The organism is Novosphingobium sp., from assembly GCF_030696665.1.
Classification (GTDB): Bacteria; Pseudomonadota; Alphaproteobacteria; order Sphingomonadales; family Sphingomonadaceae; genus Novosphingobium.
On the sequence record NZ_JAUYRV010000046.1, the window covers coordinates 476,887 to 492,628 of the forward strand.

General features: G+C 61.8%; 13 protein-coding genes. 2 read left to right on the forward strand and 11 right to left on the reverse strand.

All coding sequences use genetic code 11. The features are described from left to right. Positions 1-2 precede the first annotated feature (2 nt). From Q8R81_RS15115 to rpmF, 4 genes are all read right to left on the reverse strand, one after another. Positions 3-299, reverse strand: a complete 297-nt coding sequence (locus tag Q8R81_RS15115) for an integration host factor subunit alpha (RefSeq protein ID WP_305619242.1) — start codon at positions 297-299, stop codon at positions 3-5. 136 nt (positions 300-435) lie between these two features. Beyond that, entirely contained in the window at positions 436-1,413 is a 978-nt protein-coding gene (locus Q8R81_RS15120; RefSeq protein WP_305619244.1) for a beta-ketoacyl-ACP synthase III, read from the reverse strand. Continuing rightward, positions 1,410-2,492 (reverse strand): phosphate acyltransferase PlsX, encoded by a 1,083-nt coding sequence (plsX, locus tag Q8R81_RS15125; protein ID WP_305619247.1) that lies wholly within the window; start codon positions 2,490-2,492, stop codon positions 1,410-1,412. Before plsX ends, Q8R81_RS15120 begins: the two co-directional genes overlap by 4 nt. 26 nt (positions 2,493-2,518) lie before the next feature. Further along, positions 2,519-2,698 (reverse strand): 50S ribosomal protein L32, encoded by a 180-nt coding sequence (gene rpmF, locus Q8R81_RS15130; RefSeq protein WP_305619249.1) that lies wholly within the window; start codon positions 2,696-2,698, stop codon positions 2,519-2,521. 247 nt (positions 2,699-2,945) lie between these two features. Between rpmF and Q8R81_RS15135 the strand changes: the two genes are divergently transcribed. Beyond that, complete coding sequence (locus Q8R81_RS15135) at positions 2,946-3,338, forward strand: MAPEG family protein (RefSeq protein ID WP_305619251.1); 393 nt, start codon at positions 2,946-2,948, stop codon at positions 3,336-3,338. 67 nt (positions 3,339-3,405) lie between these two features. On the opposite strand, the gene Q8R81_RS15140 is transcribed toward Q8R81_RS15135, so the two are convergent. The 3 genes from Q8R81_RS15140 to Q8R81_RS18395 form a co-directional block, all read right to left on the reverse strand. Next, the gene (locus Q8R81_RS15140) at positions 3,406-4,074 is read right to left on the reverse strand and encodes an MBL fold metallo-hydrolase (protein WP_305619253.1); all 669 of its coding nucleotides are present in this window, start codon (positions 4,072-4,074) and stop codon (positions 3,406-3,408) included. A gap of 96 nt (positions 4,075-4,170) precedes the next feature. Beyond that, positions 4,171-4,878 carry a LexA family transcriptional regulator gene (locus Q8R81_RS15145; protein WP_305619255.1) on the reverse strand — a complete coding sequence of 236 codons (708 nt, stop codon included), beginning with the start codon at positions 4,876-4,878 and terminating at the stop codon, positions 4,171-4,173. Then, on the reverse strand, positions 4,797-5,177 hold the full coding sequence (locus Q8R81_RS18395) for a hypothetical protein (protein WP_371135379.1): 381 nt from the start codon (positions 5,175-5,177) through the stop codon (positions 4,797-4,799). The genes Q8R81_RS15145 and Q8R81_RS18395 overlap by 82 nt, the downstream gene beginning before the upstream one ends. Here Q8R81_RS18395 and Q8R81_RS15155 point away from each other — a divergent pair. Beyond that, positions 5,176-5,553: a hypothetical protein gene (locus Q8R81_RS15155; RefSeq protein WP_305619260.1), complete on the forward strand. Its 378-nt coding sequence runs from the start codon at positions 5,176-5,178 to the stop codon at positions 5,551-5,553. The two genes, Q8R81_RS18395 and Q8R81_RS15155, sit on opposite strands and share 2 nt — an antisense overlap. Before the next feature lie 44 nt (positions 5,554-5,597). Here Q8R81_RS15155 and Q8R81_RS15160 read toward each other — a convergent pair whose 3' ends face one another. From Q8R81_RS15160 to Q8R81_RS15175, 4 genes are read right to left on the reverse strand one after another with little or no spacing between them, the layout of a single operon-like run. Then, positions 5,598-10,193 (reverse strand): hypothetical protein, encoded by a 4,596-nt coding sequence (locus Q8R81_RS15160; protein ID WP_371135380.1) that lies wholly within the window; start codon positions 10,191-10,193, stop codon positions 5,598-5,600. An 11-nt stretch (positions 10,194-10,204) separates the two neighbouring features. Further along, entirely contained in the window at positions 10,205-12,241 is a 2,037-nt protein-coding gene (locus Q8R81_RS15165) for a hypothetical protein (RefSeq protein WP_305619262.1), read from the reverse strand. Next, the gene (locus Q8R81_RS15170) at positions 12,241-14,223 is read right to left on the reverse strand and encodes a heme-binding protein (RefSeq protein ID WP_305619263.1); all 1,983 of its coding nucleotides are present in this window, start codon (positions 14,221-14,223) and stop codon (positions 12,241-12,243) included. Before Q8R81_RS15170 ends, Q8R81_RS15165 begins: the two co-directional genes overlap by 1 nt. Then, positions 14,223-15,623: a multiheme c-type cytochrome gene (locus Q8R81_RS15175; RefSeq protein WP_305619265.1), complete on the reverse strand. Its 1,401-nt coding sequence runs from the start codon at positions 15,621-15,623 to the stop codon at positions 14,223-14,225. Before Q8R81_RS15175 ends, Q8R81_RS15170 begins: the two co-directional genes overlap by 1 nt. Positions 15,624-15,742: the final 119 nt, after the last annotated feature.

The window sequence follows — 15,742 nt, forward strand, 5'->3', positions numbered from 1 at the left end:
GATCAAACCTGGCCGATGCGATCCTTTAGCATCTGGCTGGCGCGGAAGCTGAGAACGCGGCGTGGCGTAATTGGCACTTCAACGCCAGTCTTGGGATTGCGGCCCACGCGCTCTGCCTTGTCACGCAGCAGGAACGTGCCGAAGCCCGAAATCTTGACGTTTTCGCCTTCAGCAAGCGCTTCGCACATGTGTTGCAGGATGGATTCAACCATCTCCAACGAATCTGCCCGCGACAGGCCGACACGACGATTAATGCTTTCTGCAAGATCCGCGCGCGTCAATGTACCAACAGACCGCATCCCCGATTTACCCCCCAAGAGTGACAGACAAGTGTCGGACAATAACGCGGATTCCACAGAACGCAATCCAGTGGCTTGGGGATAAGGCCCCAGCTTGTTACGTAACGACACGCAGGACAATTCACACACAGCCGATTCAGACACGGACCAGACTGGCGCCCCACGTAAATCCACCGCCCATTGCCTCAAACATCACGAGTTGACCGGGCTTGATCCGTCCATCACGCACCGCCGTGTCATAGGCCAGCGGCACGGAGGCGGCGCTGGTATTGGCGTGCCGATCAACCGTGACGATGACCTTTTCCGCAGGCAGATCAAGCTTGCGCGCGGTGGCATCGAGAATGCGGAAATTGGCCTGATGCGGCACGACCCAATCGATCTCAGCGGCGTTATGCCCTGTTGCTTCAAGCACTTCGCGCAGCACGCTGGCAAGATTGGTCACCGCGTGGCGAAACACCTCACGGCCCTTCATCCGGACTTTGCCAACTGTACCGGTGGTAGAAGGTCCACCATCGACATAGAGCAGTTCGCTGTGCGCACCATCTGCATGGAGCCGCGTGGCGATTACACCGGGTGCCGTGGGATCGCTCTCGTCCACGTCCTGTGCTTCAAGCACAATCGCGCCGGCACCATCACCGAAAAGAACGCATGTGGTTCGGTCTTCCCAATCAAGGATGCGGCTGAAAGTTTCCGCACCGATTACCAGCGCGCACTTGGCCATGCCTGTGCGGATCATCGAATCCGCAGTTGCCAGCGCATAGAGGAAGCCGGAGCACACCGCCGCAACGTCAAACGCGATGCCGCCATTGCAGCCCAAATTGTGCTGGACCAGCGTGGCAGTGGCCGGGAACGTCTGATCGGGCGTAGCCGTAGCAAGCACGATAAGATCGACCCGCGCCGCATCGATGCCAGCGGCTTCAAGCGCGCGGCGGGCTGCCAGAGTCGCCAAGGTTGCTGTGGTCTCACCCTCGCCCGCGATATAACGCTGGCGAATGCCGGTACGTTCGACGATCCATTCGTCCGTAGTATCGACCATCGTCGTCATTTCAGCGTTGGTCACGCACCGCTCAGGCAAGGCCGAACCGCTGCCGCGAATGACCGCACGAATGGTCATGCCGCGTCCTCACTGCTGACAGCGGCGGTGCGACCACGCCCGGTGGTGCGGATGCTTTCTGCGCCGAGGCGTGCAAGGTCGGCCTGGATACGCTCGGTCAGGTTTTCCTCCAGCAGGCGCGCAGTAACCGCCACGGCATTGGCCACGCCAACCGCCGTTGCGCTACCGTGGCTTTTCACCACGACGCCGTTAAGGCCAAGGAAGACTGCGCCGTTATGGTTGTTTGGGTCGAGATGGTGCTTGAGCAATTCAGTCGCCGGGCGCGAGATCAGGAAGCCGAACTTCGAACGCAGCGACGAGGAGAAGCTGCGACGGAGCAGATCGGCCACGAAACGTGCCGCGCCTTCCATCGATTTAAGCGCAATGTTGCCCGAAAAACCGTCTGTCACGACGACGTCGCAATCCCCGCGCGAAAGCTTGTCAGCCTCGGTGAAGCCATCGAAGCTCATCGCAAGCTCACCGGCCAGCCCCCTGAGCTGGTTGGCTGCGTCACGCACCGAATCGGTGCCCTTGGTTTCTTCGGTGCCAATGTTGAGCAGACGCACGCGCGGTGCCTCAAGCCCGTTGACGATGCGCGCGTAGGCTGCGCCCATGATTGCGAACTGCACAAGATTGCGCGCGTCACAATCGGTATTGGCGCCAAGATCAAGCATGATCAGGTCATGTTCGCCAAGCGTAGGCAGCAACGCAGAAAGCGCCGGGCGATCGATCCCTGGCATCGTGCGCAGCGCAAGCTTGGCCATAGCCATCAACGCGCCGGTATTACCCGCGCTGACCGCAGCACCAGCATGACCCTGCTTCACTGCGTTGATTGCCAAGCCCATCGACGTGGTCTTGGCGCGGCGCAGGGCCTGAGTCGGCTTTTCGTCACCCGAGACAACATCGGGTGCGTGGAGGATCTCCGCCGCACTCCGCAGGTTGGGATGGCTTTCGAGAGCCTGCTTGATGCGGGCCTCATCACCGACGAGAAGGAACTTGAAGCGGTCATGACGACGGCGGGCAAGTGCCGCACCCTCAATCATGACACGCACGCCTTCATCGCCGCCCATCGCATCGACGGCGATACGCGGCAGGCTCATGTCCTCAGTCCCCCCGATTTAAAGGCTTAAAGCCCGACGGCGATGACTTCGCGACCGTTGTAGTGACCGCATGCGTTGCACAGGTTGTGCGGACGCTTCAGTTCACCGCAGTTTGAGCATTCATGGAATGCATCAGGGCTGAGGGAGTCATGGCTGCGGCGCATGCCCCGGCGTGAAGGCGAAGTTTTTCTTTTGGGGACGGCCATTTCGGCACCTGTTCCTGAATTGCGTAGTTTTGTTGCGGGCGCGATAGGGAAAACCGGCCCATCGCACAAGCCCTGTTCAGCACAGGACCGGAGCGCAGCGACTTGTCGCCAACGGGATCGGGATTCGCCAAATCACGGGCGAAGGCGCGCCTATACGGAATTTCTGGTGCTTTGCAAGCATAGGCGCGCTAGCAATGCGCTGGATCACGACGACCAAGTCATCAAAACAGGGGGAGTACCAAAAGGCATGATCATTCTGCCCATTACGCTGTGCGCGGCTGCGGCCGCTGCGGCAATCAACATATGGCTTTCCATCCGCATCGGAATGCTGCGGACGTCAAAAAAGATCAGCATAGGCGATGGCGGTGACATGGACCTGATCGCCCGCATGCGCGCTCAGGCAAATTTCATTGAAAACACGCCAATCATGCTGGTGCTGATCGCCGTGATCGAACTGGCGCGCACCGGGAACATCTACCTCATGGGCGTGGCCGGGGCGTTTATGTTGGGCCGAGTGGCGCATGGCGTGGGCATGGACGGCGGGCCGCTGATGCCGTTGCGCGGTGTCGGCACGCTGGTGACCATGCTGTCGCAACTGGGACTGGCCGTGTGGGCCGTTTCAATCGCGCTGGATATGTAAAATTGGCGGCGGGGAGCCGTGTGCGAACACGCCCTCCCCCCCAATTCCGCCTGCGAGCGGAGAGCTTTCAGCTTAGCGCGTAATCACTGACATAGCTGTTGGTCTGACGTTCACGGCCGAAGGTGCTGTTTGGACCATGACCGGGGACGAAAGTCACATCATTGCCCAGCGGCCAAAGCTTTTGTGTGATCGAATCGATCAGATCCTGATGATTGCCCAGTGGAAAATCGGTGCGACCGATTGAACCCTGGAAGATAACATCTCCGACAATCGCAACTTGGGACGGAGCGTGGTGGAACACCACATGGCCGGGCGTGTGGCCGGGGCAATGAATCACGTCGAGCTCAACTTCGCCCACGGTGACCTTGTCACCATCGTTCAGCCAGCGCGCAGGCTCGAACACCTCACCGGTGATGCCCCAGCGCTTGCCGTCCTCATCCAACTGCGAGATCCAGAACCGGTCCGCCTCGTGCGGGCCTTCGATCGCAACGCCCAGCTCCTTGGCGAAAATGCCGGTCATGCCGCAATGGTCGATATGACCATGCGTGACGAGCAGCTTTTCAATGGTGACGCCTGTGACTTCGACGGCTTTGCGCAGCTTTTCAAGATCGCCGCCCGCATCGATAAACGCGCCGCGCATTGTCTTGGTACACCACACCAGCGTGCAGTTCTGCTGGAGCGGCGTGACGGGGATGATTGCGACTTTGAAGGGTGGTTCGGCTGAGGGCTGTGTCATTTCGATGAGATGGCGCGCGACAGAGGGATTGGCAAGACCATGCAGCGTTGCCTGCGCCGCCCGACCACCTTCGACGCGGCCGCTGTAGGCGACGATTTATAGACGACCGCCTTTCCAAACGACGCGGCCGACAAGTTCGACGTCCTGCACTGGCCGTTCAAGGCGTGGATAGGCGACGTTGTCAGAGATAACGCGCACCATGCCGCCGGGGCCGGATTCGAGCCGTTTGACCAGCAGTACATCGTCGAGCCGGATCACGTGAATGCCTGCGCGCAAGGGGCGCGGGGTACGGTCGACGAGGATTTCGTCGCCATCGCGCAAGGTCGGCTCCATCGAATCACCTTCAACTTCAATCACTGACAGCATAGCCGGTTCGAGCCCCTGCCCCTTGAGCCAGCGGTTGGAAAAGCGCAGGCGGCCAGAGGGTATTTCCTCTGCAGGAAGTGCGCCCGGCCCTGCTGATGCACCAAGCGGCAAGCGCGGAACGTCAGCCCATTCGGCGGTCATCGCGCGTAAGGGGGCGGAAACTGGCAGCACCCGGCCCTGTTCAACAGCAACTACGCCGCCGCGCTGGGATGCCCCAAGCTCGCCTTCCGGCACGCCAAAGAACTCGGCCAAGGTGCGACGGTCGTTCTCCTCAAGCTTGCGCGGGCTGCCTTTGCGGACGAATTGCTGAAGGTACGTAGTGTTACGACCAATCAACGCAGAAAGCGCCGCAAGACTTACGCCGCGCCCCGCAGCCAGCGCGACCAACCGCGTTCGGGCACCGGTATCAGAATCACCGGCATCAGAATCATTGCCCATCGGCCTTCCTCCACTTTCGAAGGACTTTTCCTAGCATTGTAGGATTTCAAGATCAACATAGGAAAAATCCTATTACGAGTCGCTTCATCCGGTTGCACTTTCAGGGAGGGTCCAAGTCCATGCTTCTCCGCCGCATTGAAAAATTCATCGAGAGCACGGGCATGCCCGTGACGAAATTCGGCCGCCTTGCCGCGCACGATCCCCGCCTGATCGGCGATTTGCGCAACGGGCGTGAGCCGCGCTCCGCGATGGTAAGACGTGTAGAACATTTCATGAACAATTTTGCGGAGAATGTCCATGTTGCTTGATTTGAACGCCTTCGAAACCAAGTCCACAGTGGGCACTTCCCTGCCCCCACGCCGTCTTGGCACGGCGGAGCGGCTGCTGCGTTCAGTGCGCGATATCGCCGGGCCACAGGCCGAAGTGGTGAGCCATGCCGAAGCCCCGTGGGCGAGCATCACATTCTCGGGCGCGCGGCACACGCTGGTTCTGCGCTTTGCCGGAAGCGATGCGGTGAGCGACGGCGAGCGCTTCGTCGCGCTATTGCCTGAACATGAGTTCCGGGTGCGAGGCCAGTTGGTGGCCGATGCAACTGTGACCCGCGTTGATCACGAAGTACTGCCCGCGCCGCTGATGGAAGTGGAGTGCGAAATCCTGCTACTCAGCGAGGATTGAACGGATTGCCGGGTGCCCTGTGATGCACCCGGTCTCCTCGCCAACTAGTTGCTTCGAGCCAGCATGGGTGCGGTCTTCGCGCCAACCCAATGGTTCATGTCCACGGCATTCGTCACCCGGTACACCTCACCCTTGGCATTGAGGAACAGCTCTTCCATTTCGGGCCGGGTGAACGGGCGTGAGCCAAGGCGACCGAACACCGCCATCTGTCCGCCGGTTTCATCGACACCCCGGTCACGGTCCAGCCCCTTGGACAGTGCCAATGCAGGCGTGGGCGTGCGCGCCCATGCGATCAGCTCCGGCTTGGGTTCGGGCGAGAAGCCATAAAAATTGGGCTGGCTGCCGGGGCTGGTCAGTTGCAGCACTTTCACACCGTTCCGGCCATCGGCGACATAGGCGAATAGCGAAGCGTTCGTGGACGCCACGATCACGTCTTCGGCATCGGTCAGTTGCCCGCCTGCTGTGTAGCTGGTGTAGATCGATGGGCGTGTGGGTGCGGTTATATCCACGATCACAAGGCCTTGTCCCTTGGCCGCGACATAGGCGTAAGTGCGCGAAAGGTAGACGCGGCGGGCATCCGCCAGCGGCACGGTGGCTCCGCTGACCGGCTTTGGCTCGGCCAGATTGGTCACGTCCATCAATTCAAGGCCATTGGCGGTCGTCACCCACAGATAGCGGAACTGCATCGCGGTGCCGCGCGGATCGCTGAGCGGCACGACGGAGGTGACGCGCGGATCCAGACAGGTCTCGCCGCCCTTCGTCGCGCTGATCTCGCACGGTTTGGCCGCCGACCAAGGCTTGGTCAGGTGGACCGTAACCAGCGCCTTGTCGGTGACGACATAAGCATAGTCGCCCGCCAGCGTGATGTGACGCGCGCCGGTGAGCACGCCGTCGGGGTTGAAGGTGAAGCTGCGGTCAAAGAAGTTGTTGCGGAATTCGCCATCGGCCAGCGTATCGACATTGACCGCGATCAGACCTTCGACCGCATCGGTAACGAAGGCATAGCTGTAGATCGGCGAGAACGGCTGTTCCTGATTGAGGCCGCGCAGTTCAGGCGTGTTGCGCGTGGGGGCGATGGCCTGATTGGTGGGCAAGGCCATGCAAGTCGCGTTTTTGGTCTTTATGTGGGTATTGTGACCGAGCGAGGAGAACGGCGCGGTAACGATGCGTTCGGAGAAGCCTTTGTCGCCAATCGCGGCAATGTCATAGGCGCGGAAGCCGCCTTTGCCTTCGGCCACGAACATGTATTCGCCGCGCATCTGCAGACAGCGCACCGCATCCTTCGTGCCTTCAACGACGTTGGCAAATTCTTCCTGCCCGGTGGTTTCGCCCGAAAGCTTCGCATCGAAGATCTTGCCGCGGGTCCAGTTTTTCAGCTCACGGTCGTTCTTTTCGACGTGGAGTTTCCAGTAGTCTGGATAGGCGTAGCGGTGGAGGTAGGAGCCGATCACGGCTTGCGGTTCGTCCCATTCGGTCACGCGCACGGCTTCAAAGCCGCCTTCCAAGCCGAACCAGGCGTTCATGCCCACGAAGTTCACGTAGTTGGTGCCGAGCAGCAGGAGCTGCGCCATCACCGCATTGTTGTCCTCACCTTGCGCAACATGGCAGTCGGTACACTGCTTCGTCTCGTTCTTGCGGACTGTGTGCGGGAAGTGCGGCGCGAAGGCCTGTGACGAATAGCCGATCGAGGAAATCGGCGGCTGCTGGACGTAGATGCGTTCGCGGTTGATGTTGGTCGATGACAGGATCAGCGCCGAAGTGGAGCGGATCGGCGCGGTGATCGCCTTGCCGCTGACAGGATTGCCTGCTGCATCGAATTGCACCGGATCGGAACCGGACGATTTGTTGCGCTGGTGCTTGCCCAGCTGGAACATGTCATCACGCGCGACCTGCGGGTTGTAGGTCGCGTAGTTGCGGGTGAAGTCTTCCTCGTACTTGTGCGTCGCTGACTTCCAGTTGGCCTCAATCGGCAGATGGCAGCCTGCGCACGATGTGGTCCATGAAAGATGGCAGGTGAAGCAGGCCATGTCGTCGTCACGGTGGGCGCGCGATTCCTTGGGGATACCAGTGCCGAACTTGTAATCACCATCGTCCGAAGCGGACTTTGCCATCAGTTTGGCACGCGCAGCCTTGGGATTGAAGATCGGGGCGCCTGCGCTGTCCATCTGCCCGGCAAAGCGCGCATCGACTGAATCTCTGACGAGGCTCACGCGCCATGACAGGTTCGGATCGATGATCGAACGCTGGAGCAGCACGCGGCGGCCATCGGATTCGTTGAACCATTCAAAGCGGCGCTGGCCGTCGGCGTTGCGCAGCAGCGACAGGTTGTTGCCTTTCTCGGGCGCTGCAAGGTTCGATGTCAGCAGCGTGGGATAGGCGTCGGGGGTGCCGTGGCAGTCCTTGCAGCCGATCTCCACGGCATTGGCGACCTCGCCATAGATCAACCCGTTGCCGTGGCTGTCCTGCGCGAAGTGGCAGTCCGCGCATTGCATGCCGATCTGGGCGTGAATGTCCATCATGTGGACTGTCTTGCCGGGATTGTCGGGGCCAACCTCAACAAACTTGCCCTCGGTGCCTTTACGGAACTTCTCGGGGTCGTTCGGGTCGATGATATGCGCCGTGTCAGTGCCGTAGGTGCTCATGTCGCCATCGTCGTCGAGCAGGTTGCCGCGACGGTCGCGCTTCAGGATGGCGCGGAAGTTCCAGCCGTGGCCGTGATAGTCGGCGAACTGGGTGTCCTTGGCCTGGCTGTTGACGTCATAGACGTTGCGCAAAAATTCGACATCGCGCCATAGCCCGCGCGTGGACGCGCCTTCGGGGTTGCGGTCCAGCACTTCGCGTTGCTCGTCGATGTTCGGGTAGAACTGCTTCTTGAACGCCTTTTCATAGTCCGCATCGGACATTCCTGCAGGCTTGGGCGCGCGGTTTTCCGGCCCCGGCCACATGCTGGGCGCATCGGATTCATAGTCCCACATCGTGTAACCGAGGTAGCTGTTCAGGAAGATGTTCGGCTGGTGCATGTGGCAGTTCATGCACTGCGCAGTCGGAATGGCGCGGGTGAAGGCGTGGACGAGTGGATGGCCGCGTTCACGATCCTGCATGGCCGCGGGGCCGGTGGGTTCATGCGAATCATCGCCGTGCCCTCCACCGTGCTTGGCGTCAGCCTTTTTCGCATGGCCCTTTTCGTCCAGCCCGGCAGTGGCGTGGGCCGAGGCCTGGTCCATGTTGTCATGGTCCATCGTGCCGTGCGGGGCGACGCCCTTGGCCGGGGCATAGACCAGTTGTTCGGCGGCCGAAATCGCGCGGGCGCAGTCGGCTTCCATGTCGTGCGACGCTTCGGGATCGGACTTGTCACCGCCCATGTAGCTGCCCTGCCCGCCGAGCACGGTGCCGCGCACCTTGTCGTGCGATTCATGGGCTGCGGCATCATAAGTGCCATAGGCGCCCTTGCGGTGCTGGCCTTCCCGCAAGCTGTTGATCGTGGGGTCGGACGTAATCGTCTGCCCGTCGCGCCCGCACTTGCCGTAGTTCAGCGAGTGGCGCGGTTCGCGGTCATTCGCATAGATCACGTGGCACGATGCGCAGCCCGACGAGCGGTAGTCGCCCGGCTGGTCGTTGGTGCCCATCTGGAACAGGAACGGGTCGTTCAGCCGTGTCTTGTGGATGTTCAGGACCGGGATGGCGACGCGCAGGCCAGTGGCTGGGCCACGGTTGGACTGCTTGAGATCGGGGCGGCCCGGCTCGTCCAGACGCTGGATCAGCCCGGTCGAGTTGGGCAGGCCGATTTCGGGGAACTGCGGGTTGATCGTGCGGCCACCATCCTCGAACACGCGAAACACGTCACCCGGCGGGATCTGGTGCCAGCGCGGCAGCGGATAGAGGATCGGCAACGCACCGCGCGCCTTTTCCTTCGGCGTGACCGTGCCCCACATCGGCTTGCCATCGGGGCCAATTTCCCTGGAAGCGGATTTGATCAGCGCGGGTTCGCCCTCACGCGTAACGCTTTCCCCGAACATGTAGTTTTTGAACGGAACGATGCCGTTGTTATAGGCCGCCCCGCCCCACAGCATCGCACCGGTGGACATGAGCGAGCGTTCCGATGCCTCGATGATCGACATATGGCACGCCCCGCAGGAATCGCGCGCTACGCGATAGTCTGAGGGGTTCACGAAGCGGATGAAGTCCGGGCTTTCCTTGGCCAAAAGCGCATAGGAGCGCTTCGGATTGGCCGAGGACGGCCAGCCCCACGCCACCGGGTACTTCGGCAGCACGTGAGCGTCCTTCATCGCGCCCACATATTCCATCGAATTGTGGTTCCACGAACGGTCCGCGACGACCTTGGTATCGCCGCCGTGGCAATCGGCGCAGGACAGGACCACGGCAGGGCTGGCGTGCATGGTGCGGTGGTCGCTCTGCGTGTGGCAACTGACGCAGCCCGCGTTCTGTTTGTCGACGAAGGCCCACTGCTCTTCCGCCGTATCACCCGGCTGGCCACGCGGGGCGGCAGGGGCGCGGGTGTGCTTGACCTTCTGGGCCGGTTCCTCGCCCGCCGCAAACAGGGCGCTTGGCACCAGCAGCGCGGCAAATGCCGCCATCAGCCAAGTCATCGGAATTGAGCGGATGCGGCGCGTCAAGGTCATGGGCTGGGTCATCAGAAGGCCAAAGTCGCGTTGGCGAGGACGGAATAGAAGCGGCTGGCTTTGCCCTGTTGCGCAAACAGGTTGTCAAAGCCGCGCCCCGGTTCGAGCACCGCGCCCGACAGGCGGAAAACGAGGTTCTGCGAGGCATTGGGACGCCAGATGGCCGAGACCGAGGCGTCCCAGCCGATATCCTTGGGGATCGAACCTTCGTTGCGCAGCACCTGCAGAACTTTCGTGTTCTCGAACCACAAGTGGTTGACGTTGGTCGACACGCGCACCGTTGGCGTCAGGTCAAAATCCGTGCCGACCCCGAGCAACATCGTGCCGGGATTGGTGAAGTTCGATTGGCCCTGCTCTTTCGAAGAGCGCAGCGAATTGAGAATGCCGTTGCGGCCATTGATCGAGATTGCACGGCCACCGCCCGCAAAGGGGATGGTCTGGCGAATCCAGTAGCTGGTGTCGGCCCCTGCGAATTGCGGGTTCTCGAACACGGCGTCAAAGCCGCCTTCGACCTTGTCATAGGGATCGCTGTCGCCGCTGGCGTAAAGGCCGGACAGGCGGATGCGCGTCCAGTCGATGTCATAACTGAGTTCGGCAGCGGCCATGAATGCGCGGATGCTGGCGGGGCCGCTGGTCAGGAAATTGTTGCTGTCATGGCCGAGCGCGCCATAGAATTGCCCGGTCAGGTTAATGCGGCCAATGCGTCCGTCAGCGGCGTAGCCGAGATAGACCACATCATAATTGCGCCCGCGCAGATCGCCCAGCAGCGCAGGGCGCACCGGAAAGCCGTTCTTGTCCACCGCCACTTCACCGCGTTCACGGTTGATGTTCCATGTGGCGGAAAGCTGGCTGGTGAGGCCGACAATCGGAAAATCCTGCCGATAGACATTGGCCATCAGCAGGAAATCGTTGCGAGGAGCCTGCGTAATGTCATTCAGGCCGGAGTTTGTGTCCTTTTCCAGGCGCCAGAATGCGGCCAGATTGAACTGGAAGCGGTTGTTGTCCCGATTACCAAAGAAGCGGATGCCAAGCTGGTTGTCGTTGAACAGGAAGCCGCGAAAGTCTGATTGCATCGGCTGGATGCCCGCGCGGACCGAGAAGAAATCGTAGCGCTTTGAATCGTACTTGCCGAGGTGGTAGTCAACGAAGGCTTCCTGCAAGCCGACAAAGCCATCGGTGCGGCGCGTGCCCTTGGACGGTTCAACGAACAAGACGCGGCGTTCCGGCACTTGGACGTGGTTGATATTGCCCGCAATCGCGATGCGATATTCAATCGTTGGCGGCTTGAACGCGGTCATGCCTTTGAGCAGCGAGACGCTGGCAATGAAGGTCTGCGCCAGCACCAGGCTGTTGCTGCGGCCGAACACGTCGATCTGATTGGCATTGCTGGTGGTCTGGTTGCCGACGGGGATCGGAAAACTGCGGGGTTCGACAATCGTGTCAGAGACTGCGCCAGCGATCAGGAACCAATCCTCACCCTTCAGGAAACCGGGGCGTTTCCCGCGCGCCAGCGGTCGGTCACCTTTCAGCAGGCTGTGGTGGAACGGGTCGAGCGAGGAATGGCAGACGTGCTCCAGCCGGGGAAACAGCGTGTAGAGCGAACGGTCAATCTTGCCCGATGCCTTGTCCTTCTGCGGGCAAAGCGAGGACACGATGCGCCAGCGATCCGGCAAGCCGACCTGCAGGCCGAGATTGCTCATCGGACCTTCGCCATCATACTTGTCGTAAAACGCTTCGGGCGGTGGGGCGTTGACCGCGCCGGGATTGTCCTGCTCGACCTTGTCGGGAAGCTGCTTGTTGTAGCCTGGGCGGCGGCGGCCATCGATCAGCGCTTCGTCGGCTTCGGTTTCACCACCGGGGAGCGCAGTGGTGTTGGGATCAACCTGTTGTGATGCACTGTCTGCTGCAGGCGAGGCACCCTGCTGTGGCTCCGCCGCACCGGGTGTTGCTGCCTCGACTGCTGCGAGCACCTGAAACGGCATCATCGGCATAGGCATTGGCTGGGTGATGCCAAATGCCGGTGCAATCAGGGCGATCACCTGCTGCATCATTTGCCCTCGCAGACGTTCTGTTCGCTCGTATCGAGGAACGGCGCGAAGGGGCAGTTCACATAACGCAGGCGCACACCGCTGCCCACCGCGACGACAATCGTATCAGAGCGCATGTCCTTGGGTGCATTGCCGATTCCCGACACTTTCGTTCCGGCGTTGTGCAAGCCCAGGAACGAGATCATGTCGTCCTGATCGATCCCGTCACCCGAAACGCCAATCGCGCCGACCAGACGATTGCCGCGATAGATCGGCACAGCGCCGGGGAAAATCTGGATGCCGTTGGCAAGCCGCTTCTTGCCGGTTGGCGTATCAGGCACGGCAGAACAGGTTTGCGGGGTGTCGCTGCCTGCTCCCTGCACGAAGCCGGCGTGTTGCACCACGTTCCCGGCGACCAGCGCGATCTGAAGGCCCGTGGCAAAGGGGCTGAAATCATCAATAGGGCGTGACAGCGGACCGGGCGGACGCCCCAATTCTCCATCAGGGAAATAGGGGCGTGCAACGTTGCCAACGGCGCGGTCAGCAAAGGCCTTGGTGCCGGTCAATGCCGTTGAATCGCCGAAGAAATCGCGGAAACGCTGAACAAAAGCGGGGATGCCAGTATCGGTATTTCCGGTCAGTTGCGCCGCCGCTGCCGGGTTGGAGAAAAACGCCACAGTGCGTGCCTTCTGCAGCGATACGTCGGTGCCAAAGATCGGCGCATCGGGGCTGCGCACCTGCCCCAGCACTTCGCCGAAGGTATCGACCACGGTGATCGTCACTTGTGCGCGGCTGTCGAGCGGGCGGCGGATCTGCGCGCGGGCTCGGGTCATCACGGTGAACGCTTCTTCCAGCACGGCGCGGGATTCAGCAGCGGTCAGCGCCTGTCCGACGGCGGAACCATCGGTCCCAGCCTTCACCGGGAAGCGCGGATTGCCCGCACCATCCGTGAGCAGGTAAGCGTCCGCCAGCGAGAATTCCGACGCGCTGACCCGGCGGATGCCGCTGCGTTCGCTACCATAGGCCGTGCCTGCCAGAACCGCGCTGCCATCATAATAGCCGCGCACCGGGATCAGCGTGCCGCGCACGTTGTTGATCGCGAAAAAACTGGTCTGCAAGGTCGCAAGCTTGCCCGGCTGGGCATCGGCAAAGCGCAGTGTGGTGCCATCAGCGGTGATGCGATCCCCGCCAATGTCGGCGGCGGGCGCAAAGCCCTGAATCCCGGCGAGCGCGATGTATTCCTCGGCGTCTTCATCGACGTCGGTAACATCGGCGTCGTAGCCATAATCCCCATCGGCCATCACGCCAATGCCGCCGACGACCACGCCGTTCTTGTAGAGCGGCAGTCCGCCGGGGTCAGCAGCAAGACCAAGCGGCGAACGCTTTGGCCCGATGAACGCGCCTGCTCCCGCATTTCCAGTGATGAACCGCGTGTTGAGATCGGAGCAGGGCAACTGGCTGAACTGCACGCCGAACAGCGGCCCGGATTCAAGGCCCGGCGTGTTGGGCGCGGGCGGGAAATGTTCCTGCACAATCATGCTGGCGGTGCGGGTGGTAAAGGCATTGCCGCTGGAGGATAGGTAAGCGCCGGTGATCGCCTTGCTGATCGCGCCCATCGTCGCTTCAACATCCAGGCCTTGTGCATCAATGCCGGGGTTCGCGATCCGGCCTGTGGCAGTGCGGCGGCTGGTGAGCATCCGCGTGGGCGCACCGTTCATGCGGAACATGGCAAGCACGTTGCCCACCCGGTCCACCACGCTGATGATCGCGGGCTTGCCGCGCGCTTGCGCCTCGCCCACGGCTTGCGCGATGATCTGCTGGACCTCGCTGGCGGTTAGCGCTTCCTGCGCAGGATCGGCAAAGAAGCGCGAGGATGCAGTGGGCGTAGGCGTTGGCGTGAACGTATCGCCAGAGCCGGAATCACCCCCGCCGCATCCGGCAAGAGCAAGCGATAGCGACAGCACGACGGCAGTGGTCTGACGAAGAGCCAGCGGCAGATGCATCAGCGCAGGCTCCGGATTGAACGCACTGCCCCGCCCAGTGCGCGGCGGAAGGCAATGGGCTGGAACCCGTTGGGATCGCGCACGGCGGCATAGGCCTGGTTGATCTGGACACGCAGGGTGGTTGCCGATGCGGTGGACACCATGCCCTGATTGACCATGCCGCCCAGCAGCGTATCCACCGCCATCACCGATTGCACCGCGCCTTCATAGTCGGTGAAGCGGTCGCCTATCGCATCGCTGGCGATTGAATCCATGATCGCGAAGGTCTGTTCGCGCGTAAAGCTGGACGCTGCAAAGCGGCTGGACAAGGCATCCGCAGACTGGCGCAGCGCCTGTGCAGCGGCCACGGTTTCTGCCCTTCCCGCCAGCATTGCGCGGTGGAACGCCTTTGCGCGTGCGTCAAACGTGGCGGCGGCATCGGGCGCGACGACCTTGGCCGCAGCCAGCAGCATGATCATGTTTTCGTCGTTATAGGGCGGCGTTCCAAGATCGACCGGACGGCCCGGATTGGGCACCGCCGTTACGTTTGCGCCTGCTTCGCCATCGTAGATGCGGCGGTGGCACGAGTGGCAATCGTAGAACGTGAATTCGGGGAAGATGCCGTCAACCACGCGGGCAGGCTGGCTGAACAGTTCAAGGCTGCGCTTGACCGCCTCGGCCTGCCCAACGGCCCACATGCGCATGGCATTGGTCTTTCCACCCTTGCGCTGGGCATAGTCGGCGTCTTCATCGTGATGCGACTGGAGCGTGGTGAACAGGTCAAGTTCGAACGAGATGCGGGGGTGGCCCGCTGCCATGATGCGATGCGCGATAAATTGCCCCCGCGCGTCACCCGAGAAGTGGCAATCGAGGCAGACTTGCGCTTTAACCTGAGGGTTGACCAGATCAGTCATCCCCTGCGCCACGTTGCGCCCGTGGCTTGCGCCCACGGTGTAGTGTGTGGACAGCCAGTTGCCCGATGAACCGTGGCAACCTTCGCAATCGACCCCATCGGCAACGCGCGCCGCGCCGGGTGTGGCATGGCAGCCAGCGCAATCCCGCTGCGCCCCTGCGGCATCAAGGCCAAGGCGGCGTAAGATCGCCTGTCCGCGCGGTTCCTGCACCACGCGCCACGCACGGCTGTGCGCACCGGTGGGCGAGGATTCTTCCTGCCAGCGCAGCAGTTCGTCCTGACGCACAACAGCGCCATCGGCAATGCTGCGGCCGTGGCAGGTGGAACCCGCGCACGATGCAACGCCCATGTGCCCACGCAGGGTTTGCCCTGCAGCAACGGAGGGGGATTCGGCCCGGACAGAATCGGGGCCGAGCAGCGAGGAGGCACCCAGTGCCGCCCCAGCCATCGCCAGACACGCCGCAATAGCCAGCGCACCCGAGCGTGATGTCGCCCGAAGCACAGCCATGCGCTGCCTTAATCCCTTGAAAATGCCCTGCATTGCCCCTCGTCCCCACCGACAGGAAAGCCGCCCGACGTTTCGTCTATCGCGGAATTCCGAACCGGAAGTGCTGCAATGCGACCCCG

Excerpts from the sequence above, each read along its gene's own strand:
- Q8R81_RS15175 (WP_305619265.1), bottom strand. The coding sequence starts at position 15,623 with ATGGCTGTGCTTCGGGCGACATCACGCTCGGGTGCGCTGGCTATTGCG.
- rpmF (WP_305619249.1), bottom strand. The coding sequence starts at position 2,698 with ATGGCCGTCCCCAAAAGAAAAACTTCGCCTTCACGCCGGGGCATGCGC.
- Q8R81_RS15155 (WP_305619260.1), top strand. The coding sequence starts at position 5,176 with ATGTTGCTTGATTTGAACGCCTTCGAAACCAAGTCCACAGTGGGCACT.
- Q8R81_RS15120 (WP_305619244.1), bottom strand. The coding sequence starts at position 1,413 with ATGACCATTCGTGCGGTCATTCGCGGCAGCGGTTCGGCCTTGCCTGAG.
- Q8R81_RS15135 (WP_305619251.1), top strand. The coding sequence starts at position 2,946 with ATGATCATTCTGCCCATTACGCTGTGCGCGGCTGCGGCCGCTGCGGCA.
- Q8R81_RS15160 (WP_371135380.1), bottom strand. The coding sequence starts at position 10,193 with ATGACCTTGACGCGCCGCATCCGCTCAATTCCGATGACTTGGCTGATG.
- plsX (WP_305619247.1), bottom strand. The coding sequence starts at position 2,492 with ATGAGCCTGCCGCGTATCGCCGTCGATGCGATGGGCGGCGATGAAGGC.
- Q8R81_RS15145 (WP_305619255.1), bottom strand. The coding sequence starts at position 4,878 with ATGGGCAATGATTCTGATGCCGGTGATTCTGATACCGGTGCCCGAACG.
- Q8R81_RS15170 (WP_305619263.1), bottom strand. The coding sequence starts at position 14,223 with ATGCATCTGCCGCTGGCTCTTCGTCAGACCACTGCCGTCGTGCTGTCG.
- Q8R81_RS18395 (WP_371135379.1), bottom strand. The coding sequence starts at position 5,177 with ATGGACATTCTCCGCAAAATTGTTCATGAAATGTTCTACACGTCTTAC.
- Q8R81_RS15140 (WP_305619253.1), bottom strand. The coding sequence starts at position 4,074 with ATGACACAGCCCTCAGCCGAACCACCCTTCAAAGTCGCAATCATCCCC.
- Q8R81_RS15115 (WP_305619242.1), bottom strand. The coding sequence starts at position 299 with ATGCGGTCTGTTGGTACATTGACGCGCGCGGATCTTGCAGAAAGCATT.
- Q8R81_RS15165 (WP_305619262.1), bottom strand. The coding sequence starts at position 12,241 with ATGCAGCAGGTGATCGCCCTGATTGCACCGGCATTTGGCATCACCCAG.